The 21486-nt window shown below is 64.6% G+C and carries 14 protein-coding genes; 9 read left to right on the top strand and 5 right to left on the bottom strand.

The window, feature by feature from the left end; genetic code table 11:
- Nucleotides 1-11 precede the first annotated feature (11 nt).
- On the top strand, nucleotides 12-944 hold the full coding sequence (gene tal / locus F2P44_RS20060; RefSeq protein WP_167088817.1) for a transaldolase: 933 nt from the start codon (nucleotides 12-14) through the stop codon (nucleotides 942-944).
- Between the two features lie 168 nt (nucleotides 945-1112).
- On the opposite strand, the gene F2P44_RS20055 is transcribed toward tal, so the two are convergent.
- Nucleotides 1113-1724, bottom strand: coding sequence for a TetR family transcriptional regulator (locus tag F2P44_RS20055; RefSeq protein ID WP_167088816.1), 612 nt, complete (start codon nucleotides 1722-1724; stop codon nucleotides 1113-1115).
- A 150-nt stretch (nucleotides 1725-1874) separates the two neighbouring features.
- Here F2P44_RS20055 and F2P44_RS20050 point away from each other — a divergent pair, with 150 nt between their 5' ends.
- The 5 genes from F2P44_RS20050 (at nucleotide 1875) to F2P44_RS20030 (ending at nucleotide 9688) form a co-directional block, all read left to right on the top strand.
- Nucleotides 1875-3125 (top strand): efflux RND transporter periplasmic adaptor subunit, encoded by a 1251-nt coding sequence (locus tag F2P44_RS20050; protein ID WP_167088815.1) that lies wholly within the window; start codon nucleotides 1875-1877, stop codon nucleotides 3123-3125.
- 20 nt (nucleotides 3126-3145) lie between these two features.
- Complete coding sequence (locus tag F2P44_RS20045) at nucleotides 3146-6307, top strand: efflux RND transporter permease subunit (protein ID WP_167088814.1); 3162 nt, start codon at nucleotides 3146-3148, stop codon at nucleotides 6305-6307.
- A 4-nt stretch (nucleotides 6308-6311) separates the two neighbouring features.
- On the top strand, nucleotides 6312-7691 hold the full coding sequence (locus F2P44_RS20040) for an efflux transporter outer membrane subunit (protein WP_229423642.1): 1380 nt from the start codon (nucleotides 6312-6314) through the stop codon (nucleotides 7689-7691).
- A gap of 141 nt (nucleotides 7692-7832) precedes the next feature.
- Complete coding sequence (locus F2P44_RS20035) at nucleotides 7833-8783, top strand: M28 family peptidase (protein ID WP_167088812.1); 951 nt, start codon at nucleotides 7833-7835, stop codon at nucleotides 8781-8783.
- 110 nt (nucleotides 8784-8893) lie between these two features.
- Nucleotides 8894-9688 (top strand): transporter substrate-binding domain-containing protein, encoded by a 795-nt coding sequence (locus F2P44_RS20030; protein ID WP_167088811.1) that lies wholly within the window; start codon nucleotides 8894-8896, stop codon nucleotides 9686-9688.
- On the opposite strand, the gene F2P44_RS20025 is transcribed toward F2P44_RS20030, so the two are convergent.
- On the bottom strand, nucleotides 9678-12230 hold the full coding sequence (locus tag F2P44_RS20025) for a GGDEF/EAL domain-containing response regulator (protein WP_167088810.1): 2553 nt from the start codon (nucleotides 12228-12230) through the stop codon (nucleotides 9678-9680). The genes F2P44_RS20030 and F2P44_RS20025 overlap by 11 nt on opposite strands.
- A gap of 14 nt (nucleotides 12231-12244) precedes the next feature.
- A complete protein-coding gene (locus tag F2P44_RS20020) occupies nucleotides 12245-15331 on the bottom strand; it encodes a response regulator (RefSeq protein ID WP_167088809.1) in 3087 nt (1028 codons plus the stop codon).
- A 376-nt stretch (nucleotides 15332-15707) separates the two neighbouring features.
- Here F2P44_RS20020 and F2P44_RS20015 point away from each other — a divergent pair, with 376 nt between their 5' ends.
- Nucleotides 15708-17243, top strand: a complete 1536-nt coding sequence (locus tag F2P44_RS20015) for a methyl-accepting chemotaxis protein (RefSeq protein ID WP_370662726.1) — start codon at nucleotides 15708-15710, stop codon at nucleotides 17241-17243.
- Between the two features lie 176 nt (nucleotides 17244-17419).
- Here F2P44_RS20015 and hemW read toward each other — a convergent pair whose 3' ends face one another.
- Both hemW and rdgB read right to left on the bottom strand, forming a co-directional pair.
- Nucleotides 17420-18658, bottom strand: coding sequence for a radical SAM family heme chaperone HemW (hemW, locus tag F2P44_RS20010; protein ID WP_167088808.1), 1239 nt, complete (start codon nucleotides 18656-18658; stop codon nucleotides 17420-17422).
- Nucleotides 18655-19239, bottom strand: coding sequence for an RdgB/HAM1 family non-canonical purine NTP pyrophosphatase (gene rdgB, locus F2P44_RS20005; protein ID WP_167088807.1), 585 nt, complete (start codon nucleotides 19237-19239; stop codon nucleotides 18655-18657). The genes hemW and rdgB overlap by 4 nt, the downstream gene beginning before the upstream one ends.
- A gap of 181 nt (nucleotides 19240-19420) precedes the next feature.
- Between rdgB and F2P44_RS20000 the strand changes: the two genes are divergently transcribed.
- Complete coding sequence (locus F2P44_RS20000) at nucleotides 19421-20482, top strand: transporter (RefSeq protein ID WP_167088806.1); 1062 nt, start codon at nucleotides 19421-19423, stop codon at nucleotides 20480-20482.
- Between the two features lie 41 nt (nucleotides 20483-20523).
- Entirely contained in the window at nucleotides 20524-21477 is a 954-nt protein-coding gene (locus tag F2P44_RS19995; protein ID WP_167088805.1) for a DUF3616 domain-containing protein, read from the top strand.
- Nucleotides 21478-21486: the final 9 nt, after the last annotated feature.

Raw genomic sequence — 21486 nt, 5'->3', positions numbered from 1 at the left:
TTAGCGCAACCATGAACCAACTCGAACAACTCAAGCAATTCACCAAGGTCGTTGCCGACACCGGCGATTTTCAGTCGATCAAACAGTACACGCCGCGCGACGCGACCACCAATCCGTCGCTGATCCTCAAGGCGGTGCAAAAACCCGAATACAAACCCCTGCTCGAAAAAGCCGTGCGCGACTTTCCGGACCTGTCCACCGGCGACGTGATCGACCGCGTGCTGGTCGCCTTCGGCATGGAAATCCTCAAGATCATTCCGGGCCGCGTCTCCACCGAGATCGATGCGCGCCTGTCGTTCGATACCGAAGCGACCGTGGCCAAGGGCCGCGAGCTGATCGCCCTGTACGAAGACGCCGGCGCAGGCCGCGAGCGCGTCCTGATCAAGATCGCGTCGACCTGGGAAGGCATCCGCGCCGCCGAGATTTTGCAGAAGGAAGGCATCCGCTGCAATATGACCTTGCTGTTTTCGCTGGCCCAGGCGATTGCCTGCGCCGAAGCGGGCGCGCAGCTCATTTCGCCGTTCGTCGGGCGCATCTACGACTGGTTCAAGAAGGCCAACGATCTTGAGTACACGGGCGCGGAAGACCCGGGCGTGCAGTCGGTCAAGCGCATTTATAACTACTACCGCAAGTTCGGCTACACCACCGAAGTGATGGGCGCGAGCTTCCGCAATACCTCGCAGATCCTGGAACTGGCCGGCTGCGACCTGCTGACCATCAGCCCCGAGCTGCTGCAAAAGCTCGCCGACAGCAATGAGCCGGTCGAGCGCAAGCTGACGCCGACTGCGTCGGCGGTGTCGATCGAGAAGGTGGCGATTGATGAAAAGACGTTCCGCTTCATGATGAATGAAGATGCGATGGCGACCGAGAAGCTGGCGGAAGGTATCCGTGCGTTCTGCGCCGATTCGGGCAAGCTGAAACAGATCATTACGGGCATGCGTTAATCACCGATGTCACGTCGCCCCCGCGCAGGCGGGGGCCCAAGTCTTTTCCGCAGCCACCGTCTGAGCTACGAACTTGGGTTCCCGCCGAGTGCCGCCTTGGCGCGGGAAGTCGTTTCTGGCAATGCCAGGAACGACGGATCTGAGGACGGTGAGTACGACGGATCCCTTTCAGGCGCGGAGAGAATCAAGATGCGTATCGACGATTTCCACGCCCAACTGCTCCAGGTCGAAATCGGGCGTGATCAGCCAGCTACGCACCAGCCCTTCGATCAGGATGAACAATCCCAGCGCCGCCGCATGCGGCTTGACCGCGCCTTTTAAGCGGCCATGGGCAATCCCTTCCCTCACAATCCGTTCGGCACTGGCCATGAACTGCTCGCGATGCTGCCTGCGGCGCCCCCGCATGGCCGACATTTCACCGACATATTCGAGTTTCAGGGTGGCGATCTCGAACACCCGGCGCGCCTTCGGATCGTGAATGGTCAGGTCGAACACGCACAGCGCATAGCTGCGCAAATGCCCCAGCGGGTCGGCCCCGCCCGCGCAATCAAGCGTCTGCATCGCCGCTTCGAGCGGCATGGTGGCGCGTTCCATCATGGCGTTGAACAGCGCACCCTTATCCTCGAAATGCCAGTAAATCGCACCGCGCGTCACGCCCGCCGCCGTCGCGATATGCTGCAAGGTGGTTCCCGACACCCCCTGCTCGACAAACAGCTGTTCCGCGGCATCCATGATGCTGTCGCGCGTCGCCAGCGCATCTTCCTTTGTCCTGCGGACCATGCAACTCCTCCCTTTCAGGGGGCGTCAAACATTAAACATACAGTCATGTTAGTATATTCCAAAATCAGGAAGCCCGCGATGAAGTTCGTAATTACACCCCTCCGGCGGATGTAACCACAGCCCATCCCTTACTTAAAGGATGCACACGTAATGCGCCACACCCTCCTCCCTTCCCCGTCCCTGACCCGGATCGCCGCCTGCACGCTCGCTGCGCTGGCTTTGTTATCGGCCTGCGGCGACAAGAAAGACGCCGCGCCCGGCGCTGGCGCCCAGCGCCCGCCACCGGAAGTGGGGGTGATTACAGCCAACTTCGAACCGGTCGCCCTGCAAACCGAACTGCCGGGCCGGGTCGAACCGATCCGCGTGGCCCAGGTCCGGGCGCGGGTGAATGGCGTGGTGCTCAAGCGCTTGTTTACAGAGGGTAGCGAAGTCAAGGCCGGCCAGGAACTGTTCCAGATCGATCCGGCGTCGTACGCCGCCTCGCTGCTGAGCGCCCAGGCGACCCTCGGCAAGGCCCAGGCCAACCTGACCCAGGCCGCCGCCCAGGCCGAACGCTACAAGCCGCTGGTGGAAGCGAACGCGGTCAGCAAGCAGGAATACATCAACGTCGTGGCCACCCAGAAGCAGGCCGAGGCCGACGTGGCAGCCGCCAAAGCGGCGCTGCAGATCGCCCGGATCAATAACGCCTACACCCGGGTCACGGCGCCGATCGCCGGCCGTATCGGGCGCGCCCTGGTCACCGAAGGCGCGCTGGTCAGCGCAACAGAAGCGACCCAGCTGGCCCTGATCCAGCAAACCAATCACGTCTACGTCAACTTCACCCAGTCGGCCTCCGACCTGCAGCGCCTGCGCAAGTCGGCCAGCCTGAAAGTGCGCAACGCCGAGTCGCTGCCGGTATCGATCTTGCTGGAAGACGGCTCCGAACTGCCAAGCAAGGGCAAGCTGCTGTTTTCCGACGTGAGCGTCGACCCGACCTCGGGCCAGGTCACCCTGCGCGCCGAAGTGCCGAACCAGGATGGCTTGCTGCTGCCCGGCCAGTACGTGCGCGTGCGCCTGTCGCAGGCTGAACTGCCGGCCGGCATGCTCATTCCCCAGCAAGCCGTCACGCGCGGCAGCCAGGGCGACACGGTCATCATCGTCGGCCCGGACGGCAAACCCGGCCCGCGTCCGGTCAAGGTGGCGTCGCAGCAGAACGGCAAATGGATTGTCCTCGAAGGCATCAAGCCGGGCGAGCAGGTCGTGGTCGATGGCTTCCAGAAGATGCAGGCGCCCGGCATGACGGTCAAGCCGGTGCCATGGACGCCGGGCGCAGCGCCAGCCGCCGGTGGCGCTCCCGCCGCTGCCGCACCCGCTGCCAGCGCTGCGCCGGCGGCCAGTGCCGCCGCGGCCGCCAGCCGTTAAACATATAACAGGACTCCTTCATGGCTCGTTTCTTTATTGATCGCCCCATTTTTGCGTGGGTGATCGCATTATTCATCATGGTTGTCGGCGCGGTGGCGATCACCCAGCTGCCGATCGCCCAATACCCCACCGTGGCGCCGCCGGCCATCGTGGTCACCACCTCCTACCCGGGCGCGTCGGCCCAGACCCTGGAGGACAGCGTCATCAGCGTGATCGAACGCGAGATGAACGGTTCGCCCGGCCTGATCTACATGGAATCGAACAGCCAGGCCAACGGCACCGGCACCATCACGCTCAGTTTCGAGACCGGTACCAATGCCGACCTGGCCCAGGTCGACGTGCAGAACCGCCTCGGCCGCGCCACCCCGCGCCTGCCGCAGGCGGTGGTGCAGCAGGGCGTGCGCGTGGACAAGGCGCGCTCGAACTTCCTGCTGTTTACCATCCTCTCGTCGGACGACCCGAAATGGGACCCGATTGCGCTCGGCGACTACGCCTCGCGCACCGTACTGCCGGAAATCCAGCGTATTCGCGGCGTGGGCCAGGCCCAGTTGTTCGGTACCGAAAAAGCCATGCGCATCTGGATCGATCCGGCCAAACTGGTGGGCTTCAACCTGTCGCCGGCCGATGTGAACAACGCCATCCGCACCCAGAATGCGCAAGTCGCCTCGGGCACCATCGGCGACTTGCCGAACCTGGGCGGACAAGCCATCACCGCCACCGTGGTCGTGACCGGCCAGCTGGCCAGCATCGAGCAGTTCGGCAACATCATCCTGCGCTCCAATCCGGACGGCGCGACCGTGCGCCTGAAAGACGTGGCCCGCATCGAAATCGGCGGCCAGAGCTACTCCACCTCGGCGCGCCTGAACGGCAAGCCGTCGACCGGCATCGGCATCCAGCTTTCGCCGAGCGGCAATGCGCTGGAAACGGCCAAGCTGGTGCGCGCGCGCATGAACGAACTGTCCAAATACTTCCCGGCCGGGATGAAATACGCGGTGCCGTTCGACAGCTCGGCGTTCGTCGAGATCTCCATCAAGCAAGTGCTGGAAACCCTGGTCGAAGCGGTCATCCTGGTATTCCTGGTGATGTACCTGTTCCTGCAAAATTTCCGCTACACCCTGATTCCCACCATCGTGGTGCCGGTGGCATTGCTCGGCTCGCTCGCGACCCTGCTGGCGCTGGGCTTTTCGATCAACGTGCTCACCATGTTCGGCATGGTGCTGGTGATCGGTATCGTGGTCGATGACGCCATCGTGGTGGTCGAAAACGTCGAACGCATCATGAGCGAAGAAGGCTTGCCGCCGCTCGAAGCGACGCGCAAGGCGATGGGCAAGATTTCGGGCGCCATCATCGGCGTGACCGTGGTGCTGGTGTCGGTGTTCGTGCCGCTGGCCTTCTTTGGCGGCGCGGTCGGTAATATTTATCGCCAGTTTTCGGCGGTGATGGTCTCGTCGATCCTGTTCTCGGCTTTCATGGCGCTCTCGCTCACGCCGGCCATGTGCGCCCACTTCTTGAAACCCGTCGAAGCCGGCCACAACCACGCCAAGAAAGGCTTCTTCGGCTGGTTCAACCGCGGCTTCACGCGCACCGCCAAGAAGTACGAAGGCTGGGTCGCCACCACCTTGCGCCACACCGGCCGCTCGATGATCGTGTTCGTCGCGCTGGTCGCCGTGGTCGGGCTGCTGTTCGTGCGTTTGCCGAACTCCTTCCTGCCGAACGAAGACCAGGGCTACATCATCGCCAACTTCCAGCTGCCGCCTGGCGCCACGCTGGAACGCACCGGCAAGGCGCTGCGCGAAGCGGAAGACTTCATCCTCAAGCAGTCGGAAGTGGCCAGCATGGTCGGGGTGCAGGGTTTCAGCTTTTCCGGCTCGGGCCAGAACATGGCGCTCGGCTTCATCACGCTCAAGAACTGGAAAGAGCGCGGCGGCGCCGGCCACAGCGCCAGCGACGTGGCCGGGCGCATTTCGGGCCGCATGAGCCGCGTGCGCGACGCTTTCATCTTCGCCATCAGCCCGCCGCCGATTCCCGAACTGGGCAGCAGCACCGGCTTCTCGTTCCGCCTGCAAGACCGTGCCGGCCTCGGACGCGCAGCCCTGCTCGCCGCGCGCGGCCAGGTGCTCGGTGCGGCCAGCAAGAGCCCTGTGCTGGCCGGCGTGCGTCCGGAAGGCCTGGAAGATGCGCCGCAGGTGCAGCTCGACATCGACCGCGACAAGGCCAGCGCCCAGGGCGTGACCTTTGACGCCATCAACACCGCCATTTCGACCTCGCTCGGCTCGTCCTACGTGAACGACTTCCCGAACGCCGGGCGCTTGCAGCGCGTGGTGGTCCAGGCCGACGCCAAGGACCGCATGCAGCCGGAAGACTTGCTGAAACTGAACGCGGTCAACAACAAGGGCCAGCAAGTGCCGCTGTCCTCGTTCGCCACGACGCGCTGGATCACCGGCCCGATGCAGACGGTGCGCTACAACGGCTACCCGACCATGCGCATCGCCGGCGACGCCGCGCCGGGCCGCAGCACCGGCGACGCGCTGGCTGAAATGGAACGCATCGCGTCCGAATTGCCGCCAGGCTTCGGCTTCGAATGGACTGGCCAGTCGCGCGAAGAAAAACTGTCCGGCTCGACTGTGTTCGTGCTGCTCGGTTTCGCCCTGCTGGCGGTATTCCTGGCCCTGGCCGCGCTGTACGAAAGCTGGTCGATTCCGGTGGCCGTGCTGCTGGTGGTGCCGCTCGGCGTGCTGGGCGCGCTGATCGCGGCCGGCGGACGCGGCTTCCCGAATGACGTCTACTTCAAGGTCGGCCTGATCACCATCATCGGCCTCGGTGCCAAGAATGCGGTCCTGATCATCGAATTCGCCAAGGACTTGCAGGCGCAGGGCAAACCGCTGGTGGAAGCGGCCATCGAAGCGTGCCACCTGCGCTTCCGTCCGATCCTGATGACTTCGTTCGCCTTCATCCTCGGCGTGATGCCGCTGGTGATCGCCAGCGGCGCCGGTTCGGCCAGCCAGCGCGCCATCGGTACCGGCGTGGCCGGCGGCATGATCACCGCGACCGCACTGGGCGTGTTCTTCATCCCCGTGTTCTTCGTGGTGGTGCGCAAACTATTCAAGGGCAGCGAACGCCAGCGCAAGAAATACGCGCACGAAGATGGCGCCGCTTTGACCGCAGAGGTAAAACATGACTAAATTGATGACCCGACTGTCTCCGCTGGCCCTGATCCTGGTCCTGGCCGGCTGCGCCTCGATGGCACCCAGGTACGAGCGTCCGGCCGCGCCGGTGGCGCCCGCCTTCCCGGCGCCAGCGATCAGCAGCGCCAGCACCGAAGCGGCATCCAGCATCGCCTGGCAGCGCTTCTTCGCCGATGCACGCTTGAAGCAACTGATCGAACTGGCGCTGGCAAATAACCGCGACCTGCGCGTGGCGATCCTGAACATCGAACAGGCGCGCGCGCAGCACCAGATCCGCCGCGCCGAGCGCCTGCCTTCGCTCAACGCCACCGTCAGCGGCAGCCGCGTGCCGGGAGCGGACGACAGCATCAACAGCAGCTACACGGCCGGGTTTGGCATCAGCTCGTTCGAGCTGGACCTGTTCGGCCGCGTGCGCAGCCTGAGCGACGCCGGCCTGGCCCAGTACCTGGCCAGCGAGGAAGCGCGCAAGAGCACGCACATCAGCCTGGTCGCCTCGGTCGCCAACGCTTATCTGAGCCTCCTGGCCGATGAAGAATTGCTGGGCCTGACGCAAAAAACCCTGGGCGCGCGCGAGGAATCGCTCAAGCTGATCCAGCTCAAGTTCGACCATGGCGTGGTGTCCAAGCTCGACCTGCAACAGGGATTGTCGCTGCTCGACAGCGCCCGCGTGGTACTGGCCCAGCAACAGCGCCAGCGCGCCCAGGACCTCAATCTGCTGACCTTGCTGGTCGGCCAGACCTTGCCGGCCGGGCCGGATACCAGCACCACGCTGGCGGCGATGTCGCTGAGCGAATTGCCGGCCGGCTTGCCGTCGGACTTGCTGACGGTGCGCCCGGACATCCGCGCCGCCGAGCAGCAGCTGATCGCCGCCAATGCCAACATCGGCGCGGCGCGCGCGGCTTTCTTCCCGCGCATCACGCTCACGGGCAGCGCCGGCAGCGCCAGCAAGGAGCTGAGCGGCTTGTTCAAGAGCGCTTCCTACGGCTGGAGCTTTGCGCCGCAGATGGTGCTGCCGATCTTCGACTACGGCCGCAACAACGCCAACCTGGGCAGCGCCAAGGCGGGGCGCGACATCGCCGTGGCGCAGTACGAAAAATCGGTGCAGACGGCATTCCGCGAAGTATCGGACGCGCTGGCGGGCCAGGCCGCGTTCGGCGAGCAGCTGCGCGCCCAGCGTTCGGTGGCCCAGGCCGAGGCCGAGCGCTTCAAGCTGTCGGACTTGCGCTACCGCAGCGGCGCCTCCAGCTACCTCGATTTGCTCGACGCCCAGCGTTCGCTGTTTTCCGCCGAACAGGCGGCGGTGCAAGCCAATTTGCAGCGGCTGCAAAACCAGGTCACCTTGTACCGCGTGCTCGGCGGCGGCTGGACCGCTGCGCAATAAATCCCTCTCCCCGACGGGGCCGGGTCTGGCATCCAGACCCGGCCCCGGCTGTACAATCGCGCTTGTCGTCACTCCGCCTGGCCGGGAACTTCACGGCCATTCATCCTGTCTACCGATCCCGGGGCCACAATGCGCATTCGAATGAGCACGCTGTTCAACACCACCATGGCCGTGCTGGCCGCCGCGCTGACCGCTCCCGCCGCTGCCGCGCCGCAAGCCGACCTGCCCGCCCGCCTGGCCGCCCATGTGCGCCACATCGCTTCAAGCGAACACAACACTAGCACCCCGGCCGCGCTCGAAAAAGCCGCCCTGTACCTCGAAGCCACCCTCGCCGCCCAGGGCTACGCGGTGCGGCGCGACGAATATGCCTATGACGGCCAGCGCGTGCGCAACCTGGAAGTGTCGATCGCCAATATTGCCAAGGGCAAGCGGCCGGAGCGCGTCTATATCGTCGGCGCGCATTACGATTCCGCGCCGGGCACGCCGGGCGCCAACGACAACGGCAGCGGCACCGCCGCCGTGCTCGAACTGGCGCGCATGTTCAAGCGCGTGATCCCCGCCCCCGGTAACGAACTCAGGTTTGTCCTGTTTGTCAACGAGGAACCGCCGTATTTCGGCGGCGAAGGCATGGGCAGCCGCCATCACGCCAGGGCGCTCAAGGCGCGCGGCGAGCGTGTCGAGGCGGCACTGGTCCTGGAAACCATCGGCTACTACTCCAGCGACAAGAACAGCCAGCGCTATCCACCCGGCGTGTCCGCCTTTTACCCGGACCAGGGCAATTTCATCGCCTTTGTCGGCACGCTCGGCTCGACCGGGCTGGTACGCAAAACCGTGGCGGCGTTCCGCAAGGCCTCCACCTTCCCAGCCGAGTCGCTGGCCGCGCCATCGTTCGTCAAGGGCGTCACCTGGTCCGATCACACTTCCTACAACAAGGAGGGCTACGACGCGGTCATGATTACCGATACCGCGACCATGCGCTATCCGCACTATCACCGTGGCAGCGACACCCCCGACAAACTCGACTACGCCAGCATGGGCAAGGTGGTCGAAGGCATGGCCAGCGTCATCCAGGGGATGATCCAGGCCCGCTAAAGGCGAGCGGCAAAACACACAGCGCCGTGGCAATCGGCGCGCGCTGTATTGGATGGAAATCTTGTTTCGCGGTATCCTGTACCAAGATCTTCTCCTGGAGCGAGTGCACGGTGAGCCACTATCGAATGCTGCTGAAGTCCGCCTTGCTGGCCTCGTGCCTGGCGCTCGCCGCCGCTGGCGCGCAGGCCCGCATCAAGGTCATCGTCGCCACCGATTCATGGGCCCAGCTCATGTACCTGGACAGTCGCAAGGTGCCCAAGGGCGAGCTGGCCGATTTCGTCAACCGGATGAACGACGTGCAGGACAAGTTTCATTTCGAACTGATCATTTACCCGCGCCTGCGCCTCGACCGCGTCTTCATCGACAAGGAAGCCGACGTGTATCCCTTGCGCACCACCGCGTGGACCAGGCCGGAACTCGGCTTGCTGCCGACCAAGACCATCTTCACCAGCGGCGATATCTATTTCGCGCGCCGCGCCAACCGCTTCGGCGGGCACAAGGTGTTCGACGATCTGACCGTGCCCACGGTAGCCGGGGTGCGCGGCTATCATTACCAGCTATTCAACAACAACCCCGACGAAACCTATATCAAGAAAAATTTCAAGGCGTATCTGGTCGACTCCAATGAAAGCGTGATCCGCTTCGTGCTGGCCGACCATGCCGATATCGGCATCGTGCCCGAAGTCATCATGGCGAAGTACCTGAACGACCCCAAGGTGCGCCAGCAAGTGATCGTGGCCGGGCGCTACGACTCGCAGGTCGAGCTGTCCAACCTGGTCAGGAAAGATGGCCCCATTTCCGTGGAGGAAATGAACGCCATCGTCGACCTCTTGATCGCATCGGGCGATGTGAAAAGACTCAAGGCCAAACTCAGCATTCAGCCCAAGCGCTCGCCTAAAAAGTGACGTGGCGGGTACTGAAATCGGCGAGGAAGGCGCTGGTGGCGTCGCCCATCAAGGGCCGGCTGAACAGATAGCCCTGCATCACGTCGCAGCCCAGGTCGCGCAGGTAGCGCGCCTGTCCGGCCTCTTCCACGCCCTCGGCGATCACTTCCAGCCCCAGGCTTTGCCCGAGCGCGATCACGGCCCGCACAATGGCCGCGTTGCCGCTATTGTTCATCATGTCGCGCACGAAGGACATGTCGATCTTGAGCTTGTGGACCTTGAGTTGCTGCAGATAGGCAAGCGACGAGTAGCCGGTGCCGAAATCGTCAATCGACAGGCGCACCCCGAGCGCGCGCAAGTCGGCCAGCGACTGGAACGCGAGCTCGCGTTCGAGCATCACGAAGCTTTCGGTGATTTCGAGTTCCAGCTGTTGCGGGGCGATGCCGGCCTCGTCGAGCGCGCACTTGACCGACTCCAGCAAGCGCCCGCGGCTGAGCTGCACCGCCGAGATATTCACCGCCGTGTGGCGCGGCGCCAGCCCGGCGTCGCTCCAGCGCCGGATCTGCTGGCAAGCCGTTTTCAAGACCCAGTCGCCCAGTTCGACGATCAGGCCGCATTCCTCGGCCAGCGGGATAAACGAGACCGGCGCCACCTCCCCGCGTACCGGATGGGTCCAGCGGATCAGCGCTTCCAGGCCGACCAGTTCGCCGCTGCGCAAGTCCAGCTGGGGCTGGTAATGCAGCGAAAACTCGCGCCGTTCGAGCGCGCCGCGCAAGTCCGCTTCCAGTGCCAGCCTTTCCCTGGCGCGGCTACTCATTTCCGGCGAGAAAAAGCGCAAGCTGCCCGGGCCCTTGGCCTTGGCCTGGTGCAGGGCCGCGGCGGCATTGCTTTGCAAGCTACCCACATCGGCACCGTCGGCCGGATACAGGGCGATGCCGACGCAGGCGCCGACGTAGGCGCTGGTGCCGTCCAGCTGGTATGGCAGGGACAGGGCGTCGATGATGCGCTGTGCGACCAGGTCGACGCCGGGCGCGTTCGTATCGCGCTCGAGCACGATATTGAACTCGTCGCCGCCCACGCGCGCGATCGCATCCACCCCGGGCAACAGCGCGCGCAGGCGCATCGCCACCTCGGTGAGCAAGCGGTCGCCGGCACTGTGTCCCAGACTTTCATTGATGGTCATGAAGTTGTCGAGGTTGACGAATAGCAGCGCAAACTCGGATTGCGCGTGCCCGGCCTGCGTCACGGCGTGCACCAGCAATTCGCCGAACAGGGCGCGGTTGGACAAGCCGGTCAGGGGATCGCGGCGGGTGACGAAATCGAGCTGTTGTTCGGCCTGCCGCCTTTGCGTGATATTCGCATACGACCCGCGCCAGCCGCGTGGCTTGCCCTCGGCGTCGAATACCCGTTTGGCCACATGCTCGACCCAGCGTTCGCTGCCGTCGCGGGCGCGGATGCGGCAGGCGAACGGCCCCAGCTCGTCGAGGCCGCTGGCCGGCCCGAACTCGGCCCAGGCCGCCAGATCGGCCGGGTCGATGATCTTTTCCATCAAGCCCGGGTCGGTGAAAAAGTCGGCCGGCGCATAGCCCGACACCGTGCTGCACGCGGGCGAGACGTACTGGTAGCTGCCGTCCGGACCCAGCCAGTATTCCCAGTTGGGCGAGTAGTCCGCCAGGATGCGGTATTTCTCTTCGCTTTTCTGGAGCATGGCGGTGCGCTGGGCGACCAGGCGTTCGAGCTGGCGCCGCAGGCGGCCCAGCTCCAGGTGCATGCGCACCCGGGCGCGCACTTCCTCGATGTCGAACGGCTTGGTGATGTAGTCGGCCGCGCCCAGCTCGAAGCCCTTGAGCTTGTCCTGCCGGCTGTCGGCCACGGTGACGAAAATGATCGGGATGCGGCTATGCTCGGGCAGCGACTTGAGGTGCTGGCACACCTCATGGCCGCCCATGCCGGGCATCATGATGTCGAGCAAGATCAAGTCGGGCGGCGCCTCGCTGCGCACCATCTCCAGCGCCTTCGCGCCCGAAGCGGCGATCAGGATGCGGTAATCGTCGCGCAATGCGTCCAGCAGCCCGTGCAGGTTCTGGGGCACGTCGTCGACCAGCAGCACGGTCGGCGCGCTGGCCGGCTCGGCGCCATGGTCGGCGTCGAACAGGGCCGCGTCCTCGCGGTAGCGCTGCAAGGTCAGCTGGGTGCTCACGCGCAGCAGCAGCAATTCCGGATCGACCGGCTTGGTGATGTAGTCGGCCACGCCCAGTTCGAGGCCGCCGGCGACGTCGGCCGCGTCGTCCAGGGAGGAGACGAAGATCACGGGAATATGGGTGGTGGCCGGGTCCGATTTCAGGCGCGACAGGACGGTATAGCCATCCATGCCCGGCATTTTGATGTCGAGCAGAATCAATTCCGGCTGCGGACTGCGGCGTGCCAGTTCGAGCGCCTTGTCGCCCGACGTGGCGGCCGTCATCGTGTGGTTCGCGCTCAGGATATTCATCAAGAGATGCAGGTTTTCGTGCACGTCGTCGACGATCAGGATACGCGGGCGGGGTCGGTTGAATCGGCTCATGGATGGGTTCCGGGTTACTGCTGGCGGAGGGGGCTGTCGGCCTGCGGCGACGGCTCGGCATGGTCGTGGCTGGCCTGGCTCAGGCGCAGGCGCAAGGCCTGGGCCAGCGCCACCGCTTGCTCGAGCGCAAACGCGTCGGCACAGGCGGCGATCTCGGCAATGGCGGCGGCGGCGCTGGTGCCGACTGCGCTCGCGCGCAATTCCGCCAGCAAGGAGGCGGCCTGCCCCAGATCGTAGTCGAGTGCGTTTGCCAGCTGGTCGAGCAAGGCAATCAGGGTGGGGGCCGGCAAGGCCGCGCCGGCGGCTGCGTTTGCGTCCGCCTCCGCGTTGGCGGCGGCCATGCCGCCAAGCTCGGCAAGCAGCGCGGCCAGCAAGTCCTGCATCGATTCCAGGTCGGCCGCGGCGGGAGGCTCGCCCTTCTTGAGCTTGCTATTGATCGCACCCAGCCGGGCAAACAAGGCGGTCGCCCCCAGATTGCCGGTCACGCCAAGCAGGAGATGGCAGTACGCGTCGGCGGCCTGGTAGTCGGGCAGCGCCAGCATGGATGCCAGTTGCGCGCCGGCGTCACCGTAATGGTCGCGGAAGCGCAGCAATTGCCTGCGGTAGGCGTCGGCCTTGCCGCCGATGCGGCGGATGCCTTCACGCACGTCCAGGCTGGTGAGCGCCAGCAAATCCGCGGGGAAGCGGATCGGCGCCGGCGCCGGTGCGGGCAGCGCGATGTCTTGCGGCGCCAGCCGGATCCAGCGCGCCAGGGTGGCCATCAACCGTTCGGGCGCGATCGGCTTGGTCACATGGTCGTTCATGCCGGCGGCGCGGCTCTGCTCGGCGTCATGGGCCATCGCCAGGGCGGTCATGGCGATGATGGGCAGCGTGCCGAAGCGTTCGCCATCATCCATGGCGGCCATGGCGCGGATCCGGCGCGCCGCCTCGAAACCATCCATCAGCGGCATCTGGATATCCATCAGCACGCCGTCGTAGTTCCCGCTGCGCACCATATCGACGGCTTGCCGGCCATTGACCGCCTCGTCCACCAGGATGCCCTCGCTGCGCAATAGTTCGCTTGCAAATTCGCGGTTGATGTCATTGTCCTCGGCCAGCAACAGGCGCGCGCCCGCCAAGCCCGAGGTGCGCAGGCGCAGGGCCGGGCGGCGCTGCCCGTCATGGTCCAGGATGCGTTTGCGGCCCAGCACCGAGAGCACCGAATCGAGCAAGGTCGACGGCGAGACGGGCTTGATCAGGAAACCGTCCACGCCCGCTTGCTCGGCCAGCCGGAACACATCTTCGCGGCCATAGGCGGTGACCATGACCACCTTGGGCGCGAAGGCGATGCGGCTGTCGGCGCGCATATTGCGGATCACTTCGTCGCCGTTCATGCCGGGCATGCGCCAATCCATCATGACCAGGTCGAACGGCTGGTCGTTCGAGGCGGCCAGCGTGGCCAGCGCCCGCACCCCGCTGGCGGCCACGGTCACGTCAAGCTGGAGGAAGCGCAGCATGTCGGCCATGATCTCGCGCGCCGATTCGCTGTCGTCCACCACCAGCGCCCGGATTCCCTTGAGCAGGGGGCCGACCGGATCGACCAGCGCCTGCGCTGCCTGCGCATCGGGCGCGGGCCGCGCCAGGGTGAGTTCGAAGCACAAGGTGCTGCCCTGGCCCGGCGCCGAGTACCCAATCCAGATGCGCCCGCCCATCAGTTCGACCAGCTCCTTGCTGATGGCCAGGCCCAGTCCGGTGCCGCCGAAACGGCGCGTGGTGCTCTGGTCGGCCTGGGTGAACTTGGCGAACAAGGTCTGCTGCACGTGCGGCGACATGCCGATGCCAGTGTCGCGCACCGCCATCTCGATGGTGACATCGCTGTCGCTGGCGGCCACCGCACGAAAGCTCAGTTCGACTTCGCCCTGCTCGGTAAACTTGATCGCGTTGCCGCACAGGTTCAGCAGGATTTGGCCCAGGCGCATCGGGTCGCCCACCAGCTCGGCCGGCATGGCCGGGTCGTAGCGGATCAGGAATTCCACCCCCTTTTGCTCGGCTTGGTACGCGACCGCGTCGGTCAGTTGTTGCAGGACGGCGTCGAGGGTGAACGGGATGTTTTCGATGTCGAGCTTGCCCGCTTCGATCTTGGCGAAATCGAGGATATCGTTAATGATGCCCAGCAGCGACAACGCGGCGCTCTGGGCCTTGCCCAGGTAATTCTGGAGCGCCGGCGCCGGCTCGGTTTTCAGGGCCAGGTACAGCATGCCCAGCACCGCGTTCATGGGGGTGCGGATTTCATGGCTCATATTGGCCAGGAATTGTCCCTTGGCCAGGTTGGCTGCCTCGGCGGCATCCTTGGCTTGCTGCAATTCGCAAGTGCGTTCGGCCACGCTGGCTTCGAGGTTCTGGTTGATATCCTTCAGTTGTTGCAGCGATTCATAAAGCTGCGCATGGCTATCGTTGAGCGCGCCCACTAGCTGGCCGAGTTCGTCATGGTAGGGGTAAGACAGTTCCCCGCCCGTGCTCTCGCCGCGCAAGCTACGCCAGTGCGCCACCCCACGCGCCACCTCGGTCACGCTGTGCGACAGGCGGTAGCTGATGGTCCAGGAAACGATCAGCCACAAGAAAGTGCTGCCGAGTACGGAATTGAGCAGCACCACAAAGAAGCTGGACTTGATGCGGTCCCACAACACATCTCCGTTGGCATACAGTTCGAGGTAGCCGATCAGGCGCTGCTTGTTGTCGCGTTCCGTGTAGTGCAGGGCCACCGTATCCTGCTGGTACTGGCGCGATGCCTGGGCTGTCGGACTGGAGCGAAGGCCGGGAAGGTCGCCGTCGCCGACCAGCTCGTCGTCATCCGCGTTGGTGATGCGCACGCCGGTGACGATGGCATTCTGGCGCACACCGCGCGCCACGGCCGCCAGGCGGGCGGTATCGAGTTCCCACAGCGCCTGCGCCGCGCCCGGTTCCACGGTGCGGCCCAGCGAGGCCAGGTCATCGGCGATGGCGCGGCTGACCGCGACATACTGTATTCCTAACTGCAACAACGTCATGCTGACCGACAGCAGCAAATACCACGGCAGCATGGTGTAGAGAAGACGGCTGGCAAGCGTTTGCGTGCTGAACATCGACCCTCCGGTCAAGGGAAATCAGGCTCCGGCATGCCCATGCGGCCGCAGTTCCTTGCGATTGCGCAGCATCTTGCCCGGCGCGCCATGTTAGCGCCCTGACATTCATTCTAGTCGGATGGGATGCCTGCATGCAAGCGCCGGTTGCCACTGTACGTTCGCGCAAAAAGTTGCGCTGATCGGACAATCGCGGCAACGGCGCCAGCACCAGCATGGGCGGCCCGGTCGACATCCCGCGTAGAGGAATCATTCGAAGATGACAACAAAGTGGCCGAGATTGCCACATTCTCTTGAAAAAGTTCCCGGCTCAGCTGGAATTCGTTGCCGCAAACAACATTAGAGAGAAAAATTGCACTCCGAGAAACGTTAACTGGCTGTGTTTCCTGACGCAGAGGATAATTGCCCGCCAGAATTATTAACTTCTCAACTGTCAGGAAAACACCATGTTCCCCAACGTCCGCATCGGATCCCGCCTTGCGATCGGTTTCGCCATCGTGCTGGTCCTGTCCATCCTGCCCTGATCGCCCGCAGCACCGACGACACGCTCTCGACCACGTTCGCGGTAACCATTGCCGACAGCGTCAAACGCAGCACGGAGCTGATCAGGCAGATCGAGCCGCTCCTCACCAGCGACGAAGAAAAGGCGACGATGCAGGCCATCCTGGCCCAGCGCGCGACCTACCAGGCGGCCAAGGAAAACGTCATGGCCGCCAAGAAGGCGGGCGACAGCGCCGCCACCGGCCTGGCCTTCAACGCGACCTTCCTGCCCGCCGCCAGCGCCTACCAGAACAGCATCCAGGCCATGCTGGCGATGCAGCGCAAGAGCATCGACGACACCGCCATCGCCATCGAACAAGCCAACAGCCGCACTGTCGGCCTACTCCTGCTGCTCGGTACCCTGGCCGTGCTGACCGGCGCCGTGTGCGCCTTGCTGATCACGCGCTCCATCACCGGCCCGCTCAAGGCCGCCGTGGCGGTGGCCGGCACGGTGGCCAGCGGCGACCTGAGCACCGAGTTCGGTCACGCCGCGCGCGATGAAATCGGCGATTTGATGCGCGCCCTGCAGGCGATGAACGACGCGCTCACGCGCGTGGTGTCGCAAGTCCAGAGCGGCACCAAGGCGATTGCCATCGGCTCGACCGAAATCGCAGCCGGCAACCTGGACCTGTCGGCCCGCACCGAGCAGCAAGCCAGCTCGCTCGAAGAAACCGCCGCCTCGATGGAAGAACTGACCTCCACCGTGCGCCAGAACGCCGACAATGCGCACCAGGCCAACCAGCTCGCGCTGGCCGCGTCCCAGGTGGCGCGCAAGGGTGGCGTGATCGTCAGCCAGGTGGTCGACACCATGGGTTCGATCGAAGCGTCGGCGCGCAAGATCGTCGACATCATCGGCGTCATCGACGGCATCGCGTTCCAGACCAATATTCTCGCGCTCAATGCGGCCGTGGAAGCGGCGCGCGCCGGAGAACAGGGGCGCGGTTTTGCGGTTGTCGCCGCCGAAGTGCGCACCCTGGCCCAGCGCTCGGCCGGCGCGGCGAAGGAAATCAAGGGGCTGATCGGCGACTCGGTGGCCCAGGTCAGCAACGGCACCCGCCTGGTACGGGAAGCCGGCACCACCATTGGCGACGTGGTCGACAGCGTGGCGCGCGTGACCGACATCATGTCCGAGATCACCGCCGCTAGTCACGAGCAGCGCGTGGGGATCGACCAGGTCAACGAAGCGATTGCGCAGATGGACCAGGTCACGCAGCAGAATGCGGCGCTGGTGGAAGAAGCGGCAGCGGCAGCCGGGAGCCTGGAACAACAGGCGGCGCGGCTGGCCGCTGTGGCGGACGGGTTCACGCTGGCGGCCACGTCGACTGGCCGGCGGCAGCGGGTGGTGGGCAAGATGCCGCTGGAATTGGCGGCCTAGGCTCCATCCCATCGCCGTCGTTCCCACTGCCCCCGTCGTTCCCATTACCTCTGTCGTTCCCGCGCAGGCGGGAATGCATGCGTTCCCCCCCAAGTTCGTTAATCCGCTACTGGCTACGGTACGAAATTGGGTTCCCGCCTGCGCGGGAACGACGGGGCTGGGTGGAACGACGCAGCTTACGCCGACAAAAACATCTCCTGCAAATCATTCAAAAAGCGCTGCCCCAACTCCGTCGGCCGGATGATCTTGTGGTCGCGGTAAATCAAGCCCTTGGCTTCGGCCGCATTGAGCGTCTGCTCGATCGCGTTGATCCCCATGCCGGTGCGTTCGCCGAACAAATTCGGTGAAAACCCTTCGGTCAGGCGCAAGGTATTGAGCATGAACTCGAACCCCATATCCGCGCGCCCGATCTCGCGTTCTTCCTGCACCGGATTGCCGGCCCGCGCCGCCTCGATAAACGCCTTGGGCTGCTTGTAGCGCGCCTGGCGCAGCACCCGGTGCGGGAACGAGATCTTCGAGTGCGCACCCGCGCCGATCCCGAGATAGTCGCCAAACTCCCAGTAATTCACATTGTGCTTGGCACGCCGTCCCGGCTGCGCATACGCCGACACTTCGTAATGCCCATACCCGGCCGCCGCCGTCTCCAGCGCGATCATGTCCTGCATGTCGGCGCTGGCATCGTCGTCCGGCAGTGCCGGCGGATACTTGGCGAACAGCGTGTTCGGCTCCATCGTCAGGTGGTACAGCGACAAATGCGGCGGCGCGAACGACAGCGCCGTTTCCAGGTCGTGGCGCGCTTCTTCCAGGGTCTGCGACGGCAAGGCGTACATCAGGTCGAGATTGAAATTGTCGAAGTTCGCATGCGCGATCTCGACCGCCCGGCGCGCCTCGTTGTCGTCGTGGATCCGGCCCAGCGCCTTGAGGTGCTTGCCGCTGAAACTCTGGATCCCGATCGACAGGCGGTTGATGCCGCTGGCGCGGAACGATTTGAACTTCTCGGCCTCGAACGTGCCCGGATTGGCTTCCATCGTCACTTCGGCATCCACGTCCAGCGGCAGCAGGGTGCGCACGTCCGACATCAGGCGGTCCAGCCCCTTGGCCGACATCAGGCTCGGGGTGCCGCCGCCGATGAAGATGGTGTAGATCTTGCGGCCCCAGATCAGGGGCAGCGACTGCTCCAGGTCGAGCCGCAGCGCGTCCAGGTATGCCTCTTCCGGCAGTTCGCCGCGTGCCTCGTGCGAATTGAAGTCGCAATAAGGGCACTTCTTCACGCACCACGGATAATGGATGTACAGCGACAGCGGCGGCAGCGCGGCCAGGTTCAACGCGCCCGGTTGCAGGTATTGCAGGGCGCTGGCGGCCGGCGAGCGCGGCTCGGTCTTGACGGCGCTGCCGGCGACTTTGATCGGAATCATTTCAGTTTCTCTACCAGCGCGCGCAGGGCCTGGCCGCGATGCGACAGCCCGTTCTTTTCAAGCGGCGTCAATTCGGCGGTGCATTTGCCCAGCGACGGAATCCAGAAATGCGGATCGTAGCCGAAACCGCCCGTGCCGCGCGCCTGCGCGACGATTTCGCCGTGCCAGCGGCCGTCGGCGATGACCGGCTGCGGGTCGTCGGCGTGGCGCACGAACACCAGCACGCAGTAGTAGTATGCCGACTTGTCGGTGTGGGCGGCCAGGTCGGCGATGAGCTTCTCGTTGTTGCGCGCGTCCGATTTGGGTTCGCCGGCAAAGCGTGCCGACCATACGCCAGGCGCGCCGCCCAGGGCGTTGACGCACACGCCCGAATCGTCGGCCAGCGCCGGCAAACCGGTCAGGCGCGATGCGTGACGCGCCTTTTCGAGCGCGTTTTCAACAAACGTGGCAAACGGCTCGTCGGCTTCGGGCACGTCGAATTCGCCCTGCGCATGCAGGGTAAAGCCGATCGGGCCGAGGATTTCGCCAAACTCCCTGAGTTTGCCGGCGTTGTTGGAAGCGAGGATGAGGCGTTGGGTCATAAGAGTCTGGTCTGGCGGGTGATGGATGCCAGCGGCATCCGCAAGTGCGTATTTTAGCGCCATTGGCCGCCCGGCTGGCGCGAGCGGCGCTTTCGCGGGATTTTGCGGGGCAAACACTGTACTATATCGGCATCCTGAATTGACGGAGGAAACCCGATGGCGACAGCAGCACAATCCGACTATGACGCAAGCATGCGCCCCGGGGGCTGCCTTGCTTGATATCGACAAGGTCGAAGTGAGCTACGGTTCCGATCCTTCGGGGCTGGTGTGGGGCTATCTGTTCGGTGTCAGTCCGGAAGCGCTGGCTATCGATTCGGCGGCGGCGCTGGCCTGGATGCGCGACCACGCGGCCAACAATCCATCGCAATTCATCTGGCTGCACTTCAACCTGTCCAACGCCGCCAGCGAAAAGTGGCTGACTACGCACGCCAACCTGGCCGATGAATTCTACGAAACGCTGCACACCGGCTCGCGCTCGACCCGCATCGAACTGGCCGAAGACACCCTGATCGCGGTGGTCAACGATGTGCTGCACAATTTTTCGTTCGAAGAGTCGGACATTTCGACCCTGTGGGTCAGCGTGGCACGCAATGTCGTCGTCAGCGCGCGCAGGAAGCCCTTGCAGTCGATCGAACGCGTGCGCCAGGCCGTGCGCCAAGGGGAGCCGGTACGCTCCTCGGTCGAACTGCTGATCCACCTGCTGCGCGACCAGGCCGACGTACTGGTCAAGATCGTGCGCGACGCCGTCGAACGGGTCGACGATATCGAAGACAAGCTGCTGGCCGACCGCCCTACCGCCAGGCGCGAAGACCTCGGCGCCATGCGGCGCGTGCTGGTGCGCCTGCAACGCCTGCTGGCGCCCGAGCCGGCCGCCCTGTTCCGACTCCTGCAACGCCCGCCCTCGTGGATGGCCGACCTGGACACCCAGGAACTGCGCGAGGCGACCGAGGAATTCTCGGTGGTGCTGAGCGATATGTCGTCGCTGCAGGAACGTATCAAGCTGCTGCAGGAAGAAATCGCCGCGCGCGTCAGCGAAGAGACGGGCCGCAGCCTGTTCATCCTGACCATCGTGACTGTGCTGGCCCTGCCGATCAACATCATCGCCGGCATGCTGGGCATGAACGTGGGCGGCATTCCGCTGTCGCACCACCCGGCCGGTTTCTGGATCATCGCGGCCGTCATCGCCACCTTCACGGTGGTGGCGGGCTGGCTCGTCACGCGCGCGGCACGGCGCCTGCGTTAGCCTCTATCATGGCGTTTTTGACAAACGCAGCGGAGAACAGTATGAGCAAACACCGGGAACCGGCCAGCGCAACCCTGATCGCGGACGCGCTGCACGCCAAACTGGAAGATCATTTCGTTTATCGCGGCATGTGCGATGCCTCGGCCGCCGCCGCGCTCGGGGAAGACCTGTTCGTGGTCGCCAACGACGAACGCAACCAGCTGAAGATCTACCAGCGCGGCGTAGCCGATGCGGTGGACGTGGTCGACCTGTCGGAGTTCTTGGGCACCAAGAAGAACAAGGAGTCGGACCTGGAAGGCGCGGCTACCATCGGCGAGCGGATTTACTGGATTACCTCGCACGGGCGCAACAAGAAGGGCGAGGTGCAGGAACGCCGCTTCCGCTTCTTTGCGACCGAGGCGGGCAAGGCGAATGGCAAAGGAAAAGCGCGCCTGGAACCGGTCGGCAAGGCCTACAGCGGCCTGCTGGACGATATGATCGAGTCCGAACAGCTGAAAAAATATCCGATTGCGCAGGCGTCCGGAAAGACGCCGGAAGCCGATGGCGCTTTCAACATCGAAGGACTGGCGGCCACGCCGGAAGGGACCTTGCTGATCGGGTTGCGCAATCCCGCTCCGGAAGGCAAGGCGCTGGTGGTGCATTTGCTGAACCCGCAGAAGGTGATCGAGGGCGAGCGGGCCGAGTTTGGCGAGGCGTTCGAGCTCGATCTGGGCGGCCTGGCGATCCGCAGCATGGAGCTGGTGGGGCTGGCGTACATGATCGTGGCCGGGCCGCCGGCCGATCATGGGGAGTTTGCGCTGTATCGCTGGTCAGGCAAGAAGGACGATGCGCCGGAACAGCTGGTGCATGAGGATCTTGACGATGTGCGGCCGGAGGCGCTGTTTGCGATTCCGGGGACGCGCAAGGTGCAGATCTTGAGCGATGACGGCGGATCGCATGTGAAGGAGATGCCGGAGGAGGAGCAAACGTTCCGGAGTATTACGGTGGCGCTGTAAGTACTCGTA

Origin of the sequence: Massilia frigida (assembly GCF_011682175.1) — a bacterium.
Taxonomy (GTDB): Bacteria; Pseudomonadota; Gammaproteobacteria; order Burkholderiales; family Burkholderiaceae_D; genus Telluria_A; species Telluria_A frigida.
This window is presented reverse-complemented; position numbering and strand designations above follow the sequence as displayed.